This is a genomic window from Maritalea sp. S77, assembly GCF_049801075.1.
Lineage (GTDB): Bacteria > Pseudomonadota > Alphaproteobacteria > Rhizobiales > Devosiaceae > Maritalea.
Genome location: NZ_JBNAGG010000002.1, coordinates 532,807 through 549,999, shown reverse-complemented (window position 1 = coordinate 549,999; position 17,193 = coordinate 532,807). Strand labels below are relative to the sequence as shown.

17 protein-coding genes are annotated in these 17,193 nt (G+C 52.0%); 5 read left to right on the top strand and 12 right to left on the bottom strand.

The window, feature by feature from the left end:
- Positions 1-94 precede the first annotated feature (94 nt).
- The 7 genes from cckA to flgB all read right to left on the bottom strand — a co-directional run bounded on the left by cckA (position 95) and on the right by flgB (position 6,194).
- A complete protein-coding gene (cckA, locus tag ACP15Y_RS10395) occupies positions 95-2,656 on the bottom strand; it encodes a cell cycle histidine kinase CckA (RefSeq protein ID WP_424983093.1) in 2,562 nt (853 codons plus the stop codon).
- Positions 2,657-2,801: 145 nt separating this feature from the next.
- Entirely contained in the window at positions 2,802-3,887 is a 1,086-nt protein-coding gene (gene flhB, locus ACP15Y_RS10390; RefSeq protein WP_424982995.1) for a flagellar biosynthesis protein FlhB, read from the bottom strand.
- Entirely contained in the window at positions 3,887-4,660 is a 774-nt protein-coding gene (gene fliR / locus ACP15Y_RS10385) for a flagellar biosynthetic protein FliR (protein ID WP_424982994.1), read from the bottom strand. The genes flhB and fliR overlap by 1 nt, the downstream gene beginning before the upstream one ends.
- 2 nt (positions 4,661-4,662) lie before the next feature.
- On the bottom strand, positions 4,663-4,929 hold the full coding sequence (fliQ, locus tag ACP15Y_RS10380) for a flagellar biosynthesis protein FliQ (RefSeq protein ID WP_424982993.1): 267 nt from the start codon (positions 4,927-4,929) through the stop codon (positions 4,663-4,665).
- Positions 4,930-4,962: 33 nt separating this feature from the next.
- Positions 4,963-5,283, bottom strand: coding sequence for a flagellar hook-basal body complex protein FliE (fliE, locus tag ACP15Y_RS10375; RefSeq protein WP_424982992.1), 321 nt, complete (start codon positions 5,281-5,283; stop codon positions 4,963-4,965).
- Positions 5,284-5,356: 73 nt separating this feature from the next.
- Positions 5,357-5,773 carry a flagellar basal body rod protein FlgC gene (flgC, locus tag ACP15Y_RS10370; RefSeq protein ID WP_424982991.1) on the bottom strand — a complete coding sequence of 139 codons (417 nt, stop codon included), beginning with the start codon at positions 5,771-5,773 and terminating at the stop codon, positions 5,357-5,359.
- Between the two features lie 16 nt (positions 5,774-5,789).
- Positions 5,790-6,194 carry a flagellar basal body rod protein FlgB gene (flgB, locus tag ACP15Y_RS10365; RefSeq protein WP_424982990.1) on the bottom strand — a complete coding sequence of 135 codons (405 nt, stop codon included), beginning with the start codon at positions 6,192-6,194 and terminating at the stop codon, positions 5,790-5,792.
- A 242-nt stretch (positions 6,195-6,436) separates the two neighbouring features.
- Here flgB and ACP15Y_RS10360 point away from each other — a divergent pair, with 242 nt between their 5' ends.
- Positions 6,437-7,225 carry a flagellar biosynthetic protein FliO gene (locus ACP15Y_RS10360; protein WP_424982989.1) on the top strand — a complete coding sequence of 263 codons (789 nt, stop codon included), beginning with the start codon at positions 6,437-6,439 and terminating at the stop codon, positions 7,223-7,225.
- Complete coding sequence (gene fliP / locus ACP15Y_RS10355) at positions 7,197-8,039, top strand: flagellar type III secretion system pore protein FliP (RefSeq protein ID WP_424982988.1); 843 nt, start codon at positions 7,197-7,199, stop codon at positions 8,037-8,039. The genes ACP15Y_RS10360 and fliP overlap by 29 nt, the downstream gene beginning before the upstream one ends.
- Positions 8,040-8,046: 7 nt before the next feature.
- Here the strand turns inward: fliP and ACP15Y_RS10350 are convergent, their stop codons facing one another.
- From ACP15Y_RS10350 to ACP15Y_RS10330, 5 genes are all read right to left on the bottom strand, one after another.
- Complete coding sequence (locus ACP15Y_RS10350; RefSeq protein ID WP_424982987.1) at positions 8,047-11,403, bottom strand: hypothetical protein; 3,357 nt, start codon at positions 11,401-11,403, stop codon at positions 8,047-8,049.
- A 90-nt stretch (positions 11,404-11,493) separates the two neighbouring features.
- Positions 11,494-12,273: a MotE family protein gene (locus tag ACP15Y_RS10345; RefSeq protein WP_424982986.1), complete on the bottom strand. Its 780-nt coding sequence runs from the start codon at positions 12,271-12,273 to the stop codon at positions 11,494-11,496.
- Positions 12,270-12,746 carry a DUF6468 domain-containing protein gene (locus ACP15Y_RS10340; RefSeq protein WP_424982985.1) on the bottom strand — a complete coding sequence of 159 codons (477 nt, stop codon included), beginning with the start codon at positions 12,744-12,746 and terminating at the stop codon, positions 12,270-12,272. The genes ACP15Y_RS10345 and ACP15Y_RS10340 overlap by 4 nt, the downstream gene beginning before the upstream one ends.
- A 1-nt stretch (position 12,747) precedes the next feature.
- On the bottom strand, positions 12,748-13,878 hold the full coding sequence (fliM, locus tag ACP15Y_RS10335; RefSeq protein WP_424982984.1) for a flagellar motor switch protein FliM: 1,131 nt from the start codon (positions 13,876-13,878) through the stop codon (positions 12,748-12,750).
- A gap of 9 nt (positions 13,879-13,887) precedes the next feature.
- Complete coding sequence (locus tag ACP15Y_RS10330) at positions 13,888-14,382, bottom strand: flagellar basal body-associated FliL family protein (RefSeq protein WP_424982983.1); 495 nt, start codon at positions 14,380-14,382, stop codon at positions 13,888-13,890.
- A gap of 292 nt (positions 14,383-14,674) precedes the next feature.
- On the opposite strand from ACP15Y_RS10330, the gene flgF reads away from it, so the two are divergent.
- Genes flgF through flgA form a run of 3 tightly spaced genes read left to right on the top strand, consistent with a single transcriptional unit; the run spans position 14,675 to position 17,193 of the window.
- Positions 14,675-15,412, top strand: coding sequence for a flagellar basal-body rod protein FlgF (gene flgF / locus ACP15Y_RS10325; RefSeq protein ID WP_424982982.1), 738 nt, complete (start codon positions 14,675-14,677; stop codon positions 15,410-15,412).
- A 23-nt stretch (positions 15,413-15,435) separates the two neighbouring features.
- Positions 15,436-16,221, top strand: coding sequence for a flagellar basal-body rod protein FlgG (flgG, locus tag ACP15Y_RS10320; protein WP_424982981.1), 786 nt, complete (start codon positions 15,436-15,438; stop codon positions 16,219-16,221).
- A 15-nt stretch (positions 16,222-16,236) separates the two neighbouring features.
- Positions 16,237-17,193 carry a flagellar basal body P-ring formation chaperone FlgA gene (gene flgA, locus ACP15Y_RS10315; protein ID WP_424982980.1) on the top strand — a complete coding sequence of 319 codons (957 nt, stop codon included), beginning with the start codon at positions 16,237-16,239 and terminating at the stop codon, positions 17,191-17,193.

The window sequence follows — 17,193 nt, the reverse complement described above, 5'->3', positions numbered from 1 at the left end:
CATGCAAATTATCCATGTGGGTTAGTTACAACTGCGCTCAACTTAGAATTGTTACGCCAAAACACGTAGAGCGCAGAATCACTATGCACAAAGCCTAATCGAGATCGCCTTCATCGCCAGTCTCACCCGCCAACACATTTTTCACTTTGGCCGCCAACTGTTTTAGAGAAAACGGCTTCGGCAAAAACTCGACGCTTACATCATCTTCAAGACCCTTGCGCACATTTTCTTCAGCATAACCCGATACAAAAATCACCTTGATATCAGGATAACGCTGGCGCATTTCGCCCAGCAATGTCGGCCCGTCCATTTCGGGCATCACCACGTCAGAGATGAGCAATTCGATCTCGCCGTCAATTTCTTCCAAAACCTCCAGCGCTTCCACGCCGCTATCCGCTTCATGCACCACATAGCCAGCAGACGCCAAGGCTCGCGCAGAAAATGCCCGCACGCTATCTTCATCCTCAACGATCAAGATGCGCTCTTTACCGGTCAAATCACGCCGTTGGGTCGCCACACGCTCAACAACTTCTTTCGCCACATGTGCAAATTTCGGCAAGAAGATACGGAACGTCGTACCGCGGCCCAATTCGCTATCTGCATAGATGAAGCCGCCTGTTTGCTTCACAATGCCATAAACGGTGGAGAGACCCAAGCCTGTGCCTTTGCCAATGTCTTTGGTGGTGAAGAATGGTTCAAAAATCTTGTCCATCACCTCTTGCGTCATGCCCGTGCCGGTGTCTTGCACTTCGATCAGCACATAATCCGCTGCGGGCATACCGCGATAATTGAAGGTCGCGGCCTCGGCTTCGCCCACATTGCGCGTGCGAATATTTACTGCGCCACCATCCGGCATCGCGTCACGCGCGTTCACCACCAGATTGATGACCACTTGTTCCAGCTGCACATGGTCCGCACGCACTGGCCAAAGCTCCGCCGCATGTTCCACGCTGAGGCTGATGCTATCGCCAATCAAGCGCTTAAACAGCACGGTTAGATCATCCACCAACAGTGACACTTCAAGCACTTCTAAGCGCAAAGTTTGCCGACGGGAGAACGCCAGCAATTGCCGCACCAGCCCTGCCGCTCGGTTGGCGTTTTGCTTGATTTCCATCGTATCTTTAAACGATGGATCGTTCGGGCGCAGATTAAGCAGCAACAAGTCAGAAAAGCCGATAATGGCCGTCAGAATATTGTTCAAATCGTGCGCAATGCCGCCCGCCAATTGCCCAACCGCCTGCATCTTCTGGCTTTGCGCAAACTGCTGCTCAAGCACACGTTGTTGCGTTGTATCCAGCGCATAAACAATAGCACTCTCGCCATGTTCATCAGGATCGTCAATGCCCGAAACATATAGTCGCACACTGCGTTCATTGTCGCTTTTCAGCACCGCGTCAACAGGTTCAATGGTCGAGTGGTTAGCGTTTGCCTGCTCCAATGCGGTCAACAAGTTTGGCTTGGCTTCATCCGCCACAAAATCAAACAGCGGTAAATGATCGGTAGCGCGCTCACCGCGCTCATTGTCGAATGTGCGCATAAACGGCGCGTTGGTGCGCAAAATGCGCCCTTCGGAATCCACAGCTGCAATGGCAAATGGCGTGTCGTTAAAGAACCGCGAAAACTTCACTTCCGCCGTGCGCAACTCTTCAGACAAATCAGCGCCGCGAGAACGATCAAGCACAAGGGTGCGGGTTTCGCCCAAATCACCCTCTGCAAGCCGCGCCGCGCGATGCAACAAGCGCACTGGCAAGTTGGTGCCGTCGCGTTTTACAAAATCAATATCGATGATTTCAGTTTTGATTTGTCCATCAGCAGAGCCGCCCAACAACAAGCCAGAACCATCGCCGCGCACAATTTCAGACAAATGGATGGAGCCCGTGTCAAACTCGGCCAAATCATAGCCCAACCAGTTGGCCAAAGTGGCGTTGAGATATTGAATTTGCCCGCTGCCATTGGTCGAAAAGAAGCCCGCAGGCGCATGATCGAGATAATCAATGGCCCGTTGCAATTCCAAGAAAATGTTTTCCTGCTTGGCCCGGTCGCGTGAAATGTCTTCCACGCTCCACATCACCAAATCTTTGCCCGCTGCCTGATCCACCGCTGGAAGCGACTGCACGCGCACGCGATACCAAATGGGCATATCTGGCGTTTCGCCAGTCAAAGAAGTGGTCAGACGAATGTCTTCAACACCGCGCCGTCCCTCTTGCGCCGCACGGGACAGGCGATAAATCGGCTCAGCGGCTTCTGGCGCGCTGGCAAAAAGCCGCGGCACGCTGGCCAATGCCGTGCGGTCGAGCCCCGCCACCAATTCGCCGTAAGCAGCGTTGGCATAAACGATACGCCCTTCGCGATCGGAAACCACGGCGCCATAATCAAGACTATCCACAATGGCATTTTGCAGGGCTGGGCCATCATCATGATGCGACAGACGGAACAGCCCCGCCGCCAAACCGAACAGGCTGAAAACGCCCAAAACGGCCAACAATCCGAGCACCAACATCAAAATATCGGCTGAGATTTGATCTCCATAAAAAGCATAGACAACCGCCAAGCCGACGAAAAAGAGCGTCAACAAAACAACGCGCCAAAGTCCGGGATTGCCCAAAGACTTTTTCACTGCCGGTTGCGGATATGTGTCCTCTTGAAGCGGGGTCACCGCCATAGTCTATGCCCTCTTACACTACTCTTGCTTGGCGCCGAGAATCACCAAAATTAACCCTTCATAAATCTTTGCGCCAATTGCGTCCAACCACAAGTGAAGGAGGCGAAATATTTGGCTTTTTGCCCGCTGCGATGCAAATTTATGACGATTTGGCGCTCCATGAGCGCACACGGCGCAACTGCATCACATAGCCAATCACTTCCGCCACCGCTTTAAAGTGCTCTGATGGGATCGGATCTTCAATATCTACCGTGGCGTGCAATGCCCGCGCCAACGGCGGATTCTCAACAATCGGCACGTCATGTTCATTGGCAAGTTCACGAATTTTCAACGCCACTTTATCAACGCCCTTGGCCAAGCAAATCGGCGCCGGCATACCCTTTTCATATTTCAAAGCCACCGCATAATGGGTCGGGTTGGTGATGATGACGCTGGCATCCGGCACATTTTGCATCATGCGCTGCCGTCCACGCTCAGAGCGGATTTGGCGCAATTTGGCTTTAACCTTCGGGTCGCCTTCCATTTGCTTATATTCGTCGCGCACCTCTTTCATGGTCATCTTTTGTTTTTCAAACCATTTGTTGCGCTGATACATAAAATCAAGCCCGGCCACCACGGTGATAACCGCCAGCGTCGCCAAGATGATTTTTATGCCCATTTCCTGAAAAGTCAGCATCAAGGTTGCCGGATCAGCAGTCACCAACGTATCCAGCCGATCACGCTCCGGCCACATCACCAAAAACATGATGATCGACACAATTGAAAGCTTCGCCAACCCTTTGGCAAAATTCACCAATGCATCTTTGGAGAACAAGCGCTTCGCGCCCCCGAGGGGCGACACTTTTGACCATTTCGGCTTTAGTGGATCAAGCGACCAAACAGGTTGGTGTTGCACCAAATTCGCAGCTAAGGCGAAGCCAGCCAAAATCAAAAGCGGCACCAACGCCACCAGCAAAACAGTGCCCGCCAACTCGTTCCAAAAGCCTGCAAAACCGGATTCGCCAATCTCATATTGGTCCGCATTGGCGATCACATTTTTCAACATGTCGGTCAGCGACCCAACAGTGATCGGCGCCATCAATGAGAAAATCAATGCCGTGCCCAACATCATAAACCAGGTGGTCAGCTCCTGGCTTTTGGCCACATCACCTCTTTTATGTGCATCTTGCAGCTTTTTCTCGGAGGGGTCCTCGGTTTTCTCGGACTTGTCCGGTTCGTCAGCCATTATCTCACTCCAACAAGAGCCATAAAGAAGCTTTCAAGGTGCTCAACATAAAGCGCCATCATCACACTTAGCAGCAAAGCGAACATCAACAGCCCGAGCGCAATATTGGCCGGCATTGCGATGAAAAACACCTGCAATTGCGGCATCAACCGCGCCAGCAGGCCAAGGCCGAAATAGAACACCAAGCCAAACACAATAAAGGGCGCCGCCATTTGCACCCCAACCACGAAGCTGGAAGAAATCACCTCCAATGCCATCGAGCCAGCATCTTCGAACATGATCGGCGCGCCCGGCGTAAAAATCTCATAGCTGTGATAGATGCCCGCCAACACCAAATGGTGTAGATCCATGGAAAAGATCAGCGTAACGCCCAGCACGGCGATAAAGTTACCAAAGATCGCCCCCTGCAAACCGCCCTGTGTCGGGTCAGATGTTTGTGCGAAGGATAAACCTGTCTGAAACGCGATGGTCGACCCTGCCACCTGCGCAGCAGAAGTCAAAAGCCGCGCCGTACCGCCCAAAACCAGCCCCACCGCCAATTCAGAGGCCAACAGGGCTAAGATCGGATAAAAAGCTAAATTGCCTTGCGGATAGGTTTGCGAAATTAGCGGATACATCACAAATGTAAAAGTCAACGCCAACGCCAAACGCATCCGCACGGACAATCGGCTAGACGAAAAGCCCGGCATCAACATGATCAATGTGCCCAACCGGGCGAAAATCAAGAAATAAAGCAGAACCGTTTGCGGCAGCCAATTGATGCTTAGATCCATGGCTACCCACCAGTGATGATCAGATCAACCACCCGATTCATGTAGCCAGACATTTGCGCACCCATAAAGGGCAGCATCAGCAGCATGGTGATAAAAATCGCCAAAATCTTCGGCACGAAAACCAAAGTCATCTCTTGGATTTGGGTCAAGGCTTGGAACAGGGCGATCACAACGCCCACCACAAGGCCGACAATCATCAATGGCGCCGAAACATATATCAGCGTCCAAATGCCATCTTGTGCAACGTCGAGAACTTGCGCGCCGGTCAACAACGCCTCCTAATTATGCCAAATTAAGCGATGTTAAATTGGCATTTGCATGATTGATTCATAAGCGGTGATCACCCTGTCGCGAATCGTCACCACCGTTTCCATCGCAATCTCAGTTTCCGAGATCGCGGTCACAACATCAACCACGTTGGACTCACCATTCACAAGATCCATGGCCTTTTGGTCCGCCACACGGCCTGATTCAACCACTTCTGTCAAAGATTGGGTCAGCATGTCGCCAAAGTCTGGGCCACCCGTTGGCTTTTGCGCCAATTGTGAACCTTGTTGGCCAGTGTTGCCCAACTGCGCGGCGCTGGCATAAGCGTTAGACGCTGCTGCAAATGGTACGCTCATAAAATTTCCCCAATATGTTTGGCATTAAACTGCGCGCCATTCCCCAATTTTGCGCAGCTCGGCCCTTCCCGAATTATCCGCGTAGAATGTCCAATGTGCCGCCCAGCATTTGCCGGGTTACGGTCACCACATTCAAGTTCGCCTCATATGTACGCTGGGCTTCGCGCATATCCATGGTTTCCACCAAGCTATTCACGTTTGGATAAAGCACATATCCGCGCTCATCCGCCGCCGGGTGACCCGGTTCATAGCGAGATTGAAAATCGCTTTGGTCATACGCCACGCGGCCAATCTTCACCTCATTGGCCAACAACTCATTGTTGTAGACCGCCTCAAATGTCGGCACTTTACGTCGATAAGGATCAGCCCCTGGCTCTTTCGCCGCTGAGCTGGAGTTCGCCATGTTTTCGGCGATGATGCGCATCCGCGCGGATTGCGCGTGCAAGCCGGTGGCCGCGATTTTTAGCGAATTCATAAAATCAGAAGACATCACTCACCTCTTAAAATTACTGCTTGCCCAATGCAGTTCTGATCAACCGCAATGAGCGTTTGTAAACAGCTGTCGCCGCTTGATAGTCCATTTGGTTGCTGGAGACTTTCATCATCTCATCTTCCAGCACCACACCGTTGCCTTCTGGCGTAATTTCGAAATTATTCATTTGCCGCGGCCCAAAGCCATCGCCACCTTGCCCCACCACCGAAAAGTGGCGCGCATTGGTGGCGCGAGTGGACATTGTGCTCATTTTCAAATCAGCTTGATGCTGTGCAAAGTCAAACTGCTTCAAATCCCGTCCGCGATAATCTGGTGTATCCGCGTTGGCGATATTCTCTGCTAACAATGTTTGCCGCGTCTGGTGCCACTTCATTTTCTGCGTTAACGCTTCAAATAAGGGCAGCTTTGCAATCGACATACCAACCTCGCTCATATACTAGGCAGATATTGCCGGGCAAATGGTTAACGCTGCGTTAATAATCTGTGCAATTTTCAACAAATGCGATCAAACACGTTTCAAAATGTGTCAATCGGCCAAGCTGGGCTTGCACTAGGCATTTTTTGCCATCAAACTTTTCTTGCGATTAGTCCTGATCACCACATTTTGACCAGATACTTTGCATATGCCACACAACTTAAAAGACGAAATAAGAGGCAATAATGGGTTTTTTAACTGAGATTTTGGGCGACGAATTGGGCAATATTGCCATCGTCATCGGCGGGCTCTTTATCACAATCTTGGCCATCATTTTGGTGGTGTGGCTAATTAAGATTGCATTCCGCGCAAGTCGCGACGGTGTGCGTTCCAAATTGCGGCGTTTGGGCGTTTTGCAATCTGCACCAGTCGACAATAAACGCCAATTGGTGATCGTACGTCGTGACGATGTTGAGCACCTCATTCTGATCGGCGGTCCAAATGATGTGTTGATCGAAAGCGGATTTCAAAATCCAAATGAGGCGGAACAGCACAATCCAATGACGGCGAAAGCTGAAACATCTCAAGAAGATGCGAAGGTAAAAGCACCGGTGGAAACCACAAAAGAAGGGCTAAAGCCAACGCCGCGCATCATCGCGAAACCGCGTCCAGCGGGCCCGTCACGCACCACGCCAATCTCTCCGCTCGAAGGTCGTGTTGAACCACAGGTGAAAGAGCCTGCGCCGCAAACTGGCGGCGACAATGTTGCGCCCATGCCCAACATCGCACCCATCGAAAAGCTGCAAGAGATGGCTAAAAAGCCAACTGATACGGGTGTGAAAACCCTCAAATATCCCGGTCTCTTGCGGGGCAACCACAAGCAAAAAGACGTGGATAGCCCAGTTTCTGCGAACAAAAACGAGGAAGCCCCAGCCGACTCAGTTAAATTGGCCAGCGAAAATGCTCCAAAAAGTGAGCATGAAGGAGCCGACACTGCGTCAGACAATGGGAAAGACAAAGTCAAACAAGACTAGTTTGCGCAGCGCGCTGGCGGCCACGCCGCCGGCCCAATTGTTTACGGCTGAACGGCTTAAATCTTTTGCATGGTTCAGCGTCAAATCATTCAGCTTCTGCTTTGTGATTCTGTTGGTGGGGGCACTCTTTGTGTTCCCCAGCTTCGCGCAAGATATATCCATTGACTTTAACGACCAAAACACCCTGACGGAACGGGCGGTACAGCTGATCGGGATCATCACGATTCTGTCGCTCGCCCCATCTATTTTGGTGATGGTCACCTCATTCACACGTATCGTCGTGGTGTTGTCGCTATTGCGTACGGCCATCGGCCTGCAAACGGCGCCGCCAAACTCGGTGATGATCTCACTGGCGCTGTTTCTCACTGCCTTTGTAATGGCCCCCACCTTGCAGCAATCCTACGATCAGGGCATCGCCCCGTTGGTAGCTGGTGATCTACAGATCGAAGATGCCATTCCAGAAGCCATCGCCCCCCTGCATGAATTTATGCGGGCACATGTGCGCGACAAAGATGTGCAGCTATTTTTGGACCTTACCGAAACGCCAATTCCTGACAATCCTGAAGAGCTGGACATTACAGTTCTGGTGCCCGCCTTTATGATTTCAGAGTTGCGTCGCGCCTTTGAAATTGGCTTCCTGCTCTTCGTGCCGTTCATCGTCATCGACATGGTGGTCGCTTCGGTCCTCATGTCCATGGGTATGATGATGCTGCCGCCCATCGTGATTTCACTGCCGTTTAAGCTGATCTTCTTCGTGCTGGTGGATGGCTGGAACCTTGTCGCAGGCTCACTCATTCGAAGTTATGTCGGCTAACGAACGCCTACAAAATATCCTGATCAGGTGCCAACGCGCCGTCGGTGCCATAGCGCTCTTTGTAAGCAGCTAGGAACGAGTTCAGCGAATCTACATCTGCAATCTCGCGCGCCAAAGCCTTAAACTCGCGTGTGCCAAATGCCGTCTTGCTGGTCACAAATTCGAACACGGGCCACTCTGGCGTTGAAGACATGCGGTTCGAGAATTTCGCCCGCAAACGCGTCAAACCAATCTCATCATTGCCCAATGTGTAGGCCACCGCTGCTTTCACCAGATCGTTCCGCACACTGGTCGGCAAGGTGTTGCCATCGGTATATTGATCCACATAAATGCGCTCAATCAGCTCGCCCGCTTCGCGATAGCGGCGCCCTGCCCAATGGGCGTCCACTTCTAATAAGCGCGCATCAAAGCCCTCAATATTGCGCAAAATTTCAACGGCCAATTCATCACGCCCAGCATCAATCAGCGCCTTCGCCTCCAAGATGCGGCGCTGCCGCTCAAGCTGCGGCACCAAATTGGCCAAGCGGGTTTTGTAAAGCGCTTTCAATGCCAAATCCGCGCGACGGTTCGCGATATGAATCACTGCCAAGTCAGCGGCAATCTTAGACCGTGCGACACCCTCCAGCCGATTGTCGATTTGATAGTCCAACAATTCAGCCGCCTGATCCAGTAAATCCACGCGCACCAACCGCCGCGCCAAATTGCGGATCATCTCATCGCCCTTGGCGCCAGCAGGAGTCAATTTGCGGAAATCATAATAAAGTCCCAAGGCCCGCACAGGCTCCAGCCGGTCAGCTTCCCCGTTCAGGAACAGATTTTCAAATATCTCTTTCGACAGTTCGAAATGACGCGTCTCCTGCGGCGTATCTTGGTGCACCACCTGCATCCGCTCAAGTGTCTCAAAGCCACCGCGATAATCCTGATTTTTGAACTGCAAGCGACCATAAAGTTCTTGAATATTGGCGCCCAACTCGCCACCCCGCCAGGTCAAAGATTGAATTGATAAGGTCTCAACCGCTTTGTTCAGGTCGATATTGCCCTGCTTTTCCAACACCAGCAATGTGCGGTAAACCGCTTCTGCATGGGTGGGTCGCACATCCCGATTCAACACCGCACCATAGGTTTCCAGCGCATCCGCATAGCGCTTGTCCACCTCATCCACGCGGCCCGCCAGCAAATCATAGCGACTCAAATCTTCGTTGCTCAGCGACCCAAAATCGATGCCCCCCAAATAGCGGATCGCAGAAGTAGAATCTCCCATCTCAACTGCCGCACGGGCGGCAGAGAAGAAAAATTCATTAGCAACCCAAAGTGGATAAGCTTCAACGGCCTGCTCTGCCAACAGCGCATCATTCCGGGCGATTTCATACTCGCCGCGCTTCACCCGCGCAATCGTGCGCCACACAATAGCATCCGGCGCCTCAACAAATGGCTCCTCAAGCAATATTTCCAGCGCATCTTCTGCGCGCCCAGCCAACACATTTGCCGCGGCTTGCACCATCTTGCCTTCATCAGCCAGCTTGGGGCGTTTTGTGTCTTTTTCCCACACATCAAGCACCCCCAGTGCTTCATGCATAAGGCGGTTGGACAAATAATAACGGGCAAGCTCAACACGTGCACTCTCGCGTGCAGCACCCTCACCTTCGGCAGCGCGCACTTGGATCTCTTCACGCTGCTCAATAAATCGATCTGGACGAGAAATGTCGCCACCTGACAAATCGATATAGCCAACACGCTCGCCAATCTCGATTGGCACTTCCCGGTTGATGTCTGTCGCAGAGGACAACATCAGTTGATCTTTCGCATCAAGAACAACATCAGCGCCTTCAATGCGCAACTCAACATCCGAGTGATAGGGCTTCACCACAAGTCCATGGACAGCGCGCAAAGCCTTGAAGTCTACATATTCAAGGTCCCGCACAATCGCACGCGATGGTGGATAGGCGGTCACCACTTGCAGCAAGTCACCCACATTGGGATCGCGCATCTGGTGCACACGGCCCGGCCGCTTCAAATCCGCGACCAGCACGGTGCGCCCATCGCTTTGGCGCTGCTGGGTCAACGTCATCGGTTCTGTCGGCGCAATCAAAATATCACCGAGTGACAACACCCATGAGCGCCCTTCAGCACCCAAAGTGGCCAATCGGTCGGCATTCATGGTCATTTGCACAATTTGGGTTTCCCCAGCGCGATCCACCTTAATATCTTGGGTGATGCCGCCCAACAAATCCATGTCTGCAGGCGCATCAATCGCCACATGGGTGTCGAACACCATCCAAACTGTATCACCACGTTTAAACACGGCAGCTGGCGTATCTTGTTCAAATGGGAAAATTAGCCGCACTGTACCGCCAATTTTATTCACGAATGGCGTAATCCGCGATTGCCGCGACAAAGACGGCGTTTTGCGCAGCAGTGGGTCAATTTCTTCTTCACCGGCGGGCTCCGCCTCTGGGTCAGAAATGGCTTCTTGCACCATTTCAGGCGCAATTTCCGTGATCGGCACACCCACATCTTCGCGAGTAGAGAAGTCCAAATCGAGCGTATAATTGCGCTTGTCTTCTTGGAAGAAGCGCGGCTCAACATTTTCGGTCAGCGCAAACTTCACCCGCAATCCATCTGCGGTTACTTCTTGCTCAACGCTCTCAATCTCCTCCGGCAATTCCGATTGGATGGCGTAAAGATCAACATCTACAGGCCATTCGAACGCAAGCGTGCCGCCTTTAGCGCTCGCCGTCCAACTGGCTTCTGTATCAATCGTCCATTGAAATTTGACGCGGGTAAATGTGGGGTGACGTCCCACACGCACAATCGCACTCGGCTTGGTTTCGCGGGCAATCCGCTCTTTGCGCCGTTGCTCAGCCAGCTTGGCCGCTTGCTCCGCCCGCAAGGCCAGTTCGGCCACAACATCTTCCGGCAATGCCGGGTCCAACCCCTGCCAATCGCGGGGAATAAAGTCGATAAACAGACGCTCGCCCGCTTCAATCCGACTGATGCGATAATCCTGCTTCAAGCCAAAGCGTATGCCTTTATAGTCCGGGTCTACCCGCGCCACCGCAACATATTCGCCCAATTGCTCAGTCACATCGGGCAATTGCACTTCGATGGGCTGCGAGAACTCAATGCTCATCACGCCACCGCTGGTGGAGATGGAATATGAAGGTAGATTTAGCCGATCAACAAACTTCAAAATGATCCGCCCAAAGCCTGGCTGGCCTTGCGCCACGACCTCTAGACGTTGCCGTTCTTGTTGATTTTGCGCCTGCGCGGCGATCGGAGAAAATGACGCAGCTGTCCCGCCAACGAGCGCAGCCAACACCAGCGCTCGGCACAATCCTTTTTGCATGGCTTTAAACAACACCATTTGTGGGATGGGCCTCTTTACGATCAATCGTCAGATCAATCTAACGCCTAGCGATTAATAGTTTACTTACCACAAACCCTAAATACGGGCTTATTGCCCCACAATTTGCGGCAATTCACCATCGCGATTATCGCTGGTTTCCGTCTTTTGCAGATTTGGATTTGCCAAGTTAATGGTCAATGCCTCTGCTTTTTCAGAGTCCATGTCGGCCAAAATAGCAGCCATTTTGCGGGGGTTCATCTGCTCCACCATCCGCACCAAAACCAACATATCCAACCGGTCAAAAATACGCGCAGCATCCGCTGATTTCATATTTTCATACATGGAGACAAGCGATTGGAATTGCTCATCTTCCAAACCTTCTTTGCGGTCTACCAATTCCTGAATGCTGGCTTCAATCTGTTTCAATTCTGCGGCACGTGTCTCAAGGCGTTTTTCCGCCGCCCGCACAATATCTTCCTGAATTTTAAGCTGTTGTTCCAGCTCATCAAGTTCTTTGCGGCGTTCGCTCAAGCGCGCCAAAATCGCCCGCTCCGTATCTGCTAAATCGCCAGCATCGTAACTTACGATCTCACCGTCTTTTTTCAGCGTAATCGGCATAGCATCTGTCGGCGCGCTTTCTTGTGCGGCCAACTCTTCTGGCGACATGGTTGTGCTGTCCGCCACGCTATTGCCCGTCGCATCTTGGCTCATATCTTCCTGCACTTGTGCATCTTGCGTATCTTGCGGATTTGCGGGGGCTTCTTGCGCACTCACAACTTGTGCCCCACTTAGGCTATAACCTTCGCCGGAAACAATGCCGAGTACTTTAAACAAAAACAGCGCCCCTGCAGCCACCATGACCACAGGCAACAAGCGAACCGAATTCATGCGGCTTCACCTTTCGAGCGGGAAAATTTATCTAGCTGAGACAATGCGTTACGCGCGCGAGGCGTCGCTGGCTCTTTCGGTTGTGGCGCAGCAACAGGCGGCACTGGCCGATAGGTCGCACCGCCATTTTGCGCTTCGGCTGCGCGTGCTGTCTTGGCGATCTGGCCAATTTTATGCAACAGCGCATGGCCATCTTGAACTTGTTGCCCCATTTGGGCGGAAAAGCTTTCAGCCTCCTGCATCCGCGCACGCAATTGCACGTCAGTTTCAGCAGCAGTTTTCTTCATCCCTTGAATGGCGCCATTGGCCATATCTGTGGCCCGCACCAAATCTGTGATCATCGCACGCAGCGCGTCACGGTCGGCATGTAGGCGTTTCAAGCGCACATTCAACACGTAACAATAGCCGATCGTCAGCACCAACAAAATGGCAACTGCCCCTTCAACGACCAAACCAAAAGCCATACCACCCATTCTAGTCACTCCCCTGCTCGTCCATTGCCTCAAACACTGCCATTGTCACCTTTGGCGGGTTGAGCGGACGGGTTACACGTACTGAAACATTTTTGCCTATATGGCCCATTTGCGCTTCGGTCAGTTTCACATTCCCGCAGCGCAAAGACACGGGATCATTCGGCGTACGTTCAAACATCAACGTGTCGCCCTTCTCAATATTCATCGCTTGCGAAAGTGGAATCTCCCACTCATGCAACACCGCTTCTAGCTCGGTGTCCGCCGCATAAATTTCAGATGCCAAATGGCCTTCCCAAATCGGGTCGCGACCAAATTTTTCACCCATGAACATTTGCAGCAATTGTTCACGGATCGGCTCAATCGTCGCGTAAGGCAGCAAAATTTCCACTTTGCCACCGCGGTCATCCATATCGATGCGCAGCTCGATCAAAATCGCCGCGTTTGCAGGCCGCGCAATTGCTGCAAAGCGCGGATTGGTCTCCATGCGCTCTACATTAAAGGTCACGGGTGTCAGCGGCTCAAATGCCTTCATCATATCGTCGAGGATCAACTCGATCATACGCTGTGTCAGGCTCATTTCGATGGTGGTATAAGGCCGCCCTTCCACCCGAATTGTATTGTTGCCGCGCCGACCGCCCAGCAACACGTCAATCATGGAATAGATGAGGTTACTTTCAACCGTCATCAGGCCAAAATTGTCCCATTCCTCTGCTTTCAGCACCGTCAAAATCGCAGGCAAAGGCACAGAATTCAGATAGTCGCCAAACCGCACCGAGGTGATGCTATCAAGCGAAACTTCCACATTATCTGACGTAAAGTTACGCAAGGATGTCGTGGTCAACCGCACCAAACGGTCAAACACAATCTCCAGCATGGGCAAACGTTCATAAGACACCAGCGCCGAGTTGATCAGCGCCTGCACACCAGACATTTCACCTTCATTCAGGTCTGCCTGGTCAAAGCCCAGCAAATTATCGATTTCGTCTTGGTTCAGAATACGGTCGGCGTTGGAGTCCCCATCCCCATCGCCGTCACCTTCGATCATCGCAGCCCATTCAGACGCCATATCGTCGTCATTCTTGGATTGCTCTTCGTCCAGGGCGCTCATCAGATCGTCTTTTTCATCAGCCATGACGTAACCTTATTGAACCAGAATTTCTTTAAACAAAATGCTGTCCACTTGCGCGGGGAAAACCGCGAGATTAACCCGGCGACGCAATTCTTCCTTCAGGCGGTAAATACCAGCCGACCCTTCAAGGTCAGATCGGCGCAATTCCCGCAAATACACTTGAAATGTATCCAGCACACGCGGCATACGCGGCTCTACAATCTCAATCAAAGACTCATCAGAAAGCTCAAGCGCAATCGCGAGCTTCAAAAACACTTCATCATTGTCAGCGTCATCGCTCAAATTCACCGTAATGGTCGGCAAATCATAAAAAATAGCTGCGCGCGCTTCTTCCAATTCTGGTTGCTCGCTGCCGCCGCCAGAAAACAAAAACATATAGGCAGCGCCACCTGCAGCTGCCAAAAGCACCACTGCTGCACCGATAATAACGGGGAGTGGTAACTTTTTCTTTTTGGCTTCACCTTCTTCCCCCTCTTCAGGGGCGGTATTTGCGTCTTCGTTGGCCATGCCAAACCTCAATTATCCTAAGAATCATAGGCGCTGCGCGCACATTGCCTATATATACAGAGGTAAGGGCGAGAAGGTTAACGAAGAGTTACTTTTTGCATTTCGCGGCAATTTTTGCCCGGTAATTTTTGCCACCCTGCAAATAGGGATTTGAGGTTTTGATGAGAATTTTAATCAAAATCTAATGATTTCAATCAGTTAGAAAACTGGCACGATCTTCGCATTACTAATGGCAGGCCCGCTAGCTTGGGGAAGTTAAACGGCCAAACATTAAATTGGGGAGACAGGTGCCATGGAAAACGCACAGCTCATCGGCTTATCAAGACAGATCGCACTTCGGCGTCAAATGGATGTCGTTGCCAACAATATGGCCAATCTGAATACAGCCGGTTACAAAAATATGGACATTCTTTTCGAAGAATATGTCATGCCGGTCGCCCGTCATAAAGATTTTGAGATGATGGATCAGCCGCTTTCTTATACGCAAGATTGGGCCACCATTCATGACTTTGCCTCTGGCAGCATCACGCAAACAGGTAACCCGCTAGACATTGCCATTCAGGGCAAGGGTTTCTTCGTGATCGACACACCAAGCGGCGAACGCTACACCCGCAACGGCGGGTTTCAATTGAATGAGCGTGGCGAGCTGGTGACATCTGAGGGCTATAACGTGCTCGCCGATGGCGGTTTCGTAACCTTCGGACCAGAAGAAACAGGCATCACCATCACACAAGATGGCCGCGTAAGCTCATCAGCTGGCGATAAAGGCATCCTGCGTGTTGCCGAGTTTGAAAACCCGCAAAGCCTTAAACGTGAAGGCGACACCATGTTTTCTGGTGAAAACCCAATCTACGACAATGAATCAAACTTAGTGCAAATGGCCATCGAACGGTCAAACGTGTCCGGCGTGTCGGAAATGACTGAAATGATCCGCGTCACCAAGGCCTATGAATCGATCTCCAGCATGCAAAAGCGCCAAGATGAATTGCGGCGCTCCGCCATTCAAAAACTTGGCGACACAAGAGCTTAAGTGAAAGCGAAAGGAACAGAATAATGAAGGCACTCTATATCGCTTCCACGGGCATGTCGGCGCAAGAGCGAAATGTGGAGATCATCTCCAACAACATCGCCAACATGCGCACCACTGGCTATAAGCGCCAGCGGGCAGATTTTCAGGATTTGCTGTATCAGGTGTACCGCCGCGCAGGCTCACAAACATCAGCCGCTGGCACGCAGCTCCCGACAGGCGTTGAAATCGGTTCTGGCGTTAAAACCGGCGCCACACCGCGCATCATGAGCCAAGGTAACATTCAGCCAACTGAAAAAGAGCTAGACATTGCCATCCGTGGCGAAGGCTTCTTCTCAGTTACCCTACCCGATGGCCGCACCGGCTACACACGGGACGGTTCATTTGAGCGGGACTCAAACGGCCAAATGGTCACCATCGAGGGTTATCTGGTTCAGCCCGGCATCAACATTCCAGCCAACTCCCGCGCGGTCTCCATTTCAGCCGATGGCACGGTTCAAGCCTTTTTGGACAATGAATCTGCACCAACCGTTTTGGGTCAAATTCAGTTGAGCCGCTTTGCCAACAAGGCAGGTTTGGAAAGCATCGGGGACAACACCTATGTGGAAACCGCAGCTTCCGGCCCTGCCCAAAACGGCATCGCCAACCAAGACGGCTTTGGCAACATGCTGCAAAAACACTTGGAATTGGCCAACGTAAACGCTGTGACTGAAATTGCCGATTTGATCGCCGCCCAGCGCGCATATGAAATGAATGCGCGTGTCATCTCTGGTGCAGACCAAATGCTGCAAGCAACATCGCAGATCCGCTAGGGGTAGGTTAAAATCATGCTTAAATCACTTACCAAATCTGCTCTGGCCCTCACAACAGCCCTACTGGCGCAAAGCGCTTGGGCAACGCCAGTGCTTAAGCCCTCTGTCTTGGTGGATACAAAAGTGGTCACCGTCGGTGACATGTTCGACAATGCGGGCATCCACGCGGAAACCGCTTTGTTCCGCAGCCCTGCACCAGGCACTGTTGGCGCTGTGCCGCTCACATCAATCCATTTGGCAGCGCAACGTGCTGGCTTTTCGGATTACGACACGGCGGGTCTTTCGCAGGTGCGTGTTGAGCGCGTGGGCTTTCAAGTTGATGCAGCCTATATCAATGAGCTGGTGAATGAAGAATTGACCAATCGCCAATTGCTTTTGGAAGGCGAAACCGCGCAGGTGCGGTTGAACACCGCTTTGAACCGCGTCTTTGCTGATGGCGGCTCCGACAACCCAGTCATGGTGTTGGACTTCAAAGTGGGGCCAAACACCCGCACATTTTCCGCGCGTCTCGCGCTTACAGGTCGTGCACAGCCAATCGAAGTTAATGGCCGGATCGACATTTTGGTTCAGGCGCCATTCATTTCGAAAACAAAGGCCAAGGGCGAAATCCTGAAATTGAGCGACATTGAATTCCGCCCGGCTTCTGAGCAAGTTGTGCGCGCTCAAGGCGCTTTGCGCATCGAAGAGTTGATCGGCAAAAGCCTAACCCGCTCATTGCGCGGTGGCAGCCCAATCCGTCTTTCAGACGTGGCTGAGCCAGATGTGGTCAACCGCAACGAACTTGTGACGCTATATTTCCAAAAAGGTGCCCTCACCCTCACCGTGAAGGCCAAAGCGCTGCAATCTGCAGCTTTGGATGAACCCGTCACCGTACTCAATCTGATGTCCAATAAACCAATTCAAGGCATCGTAACTGGCGCTGGCGCCGTGACCATTCCGAGTGGTCCGGCCAAAATCGCGACAGCCAATTAG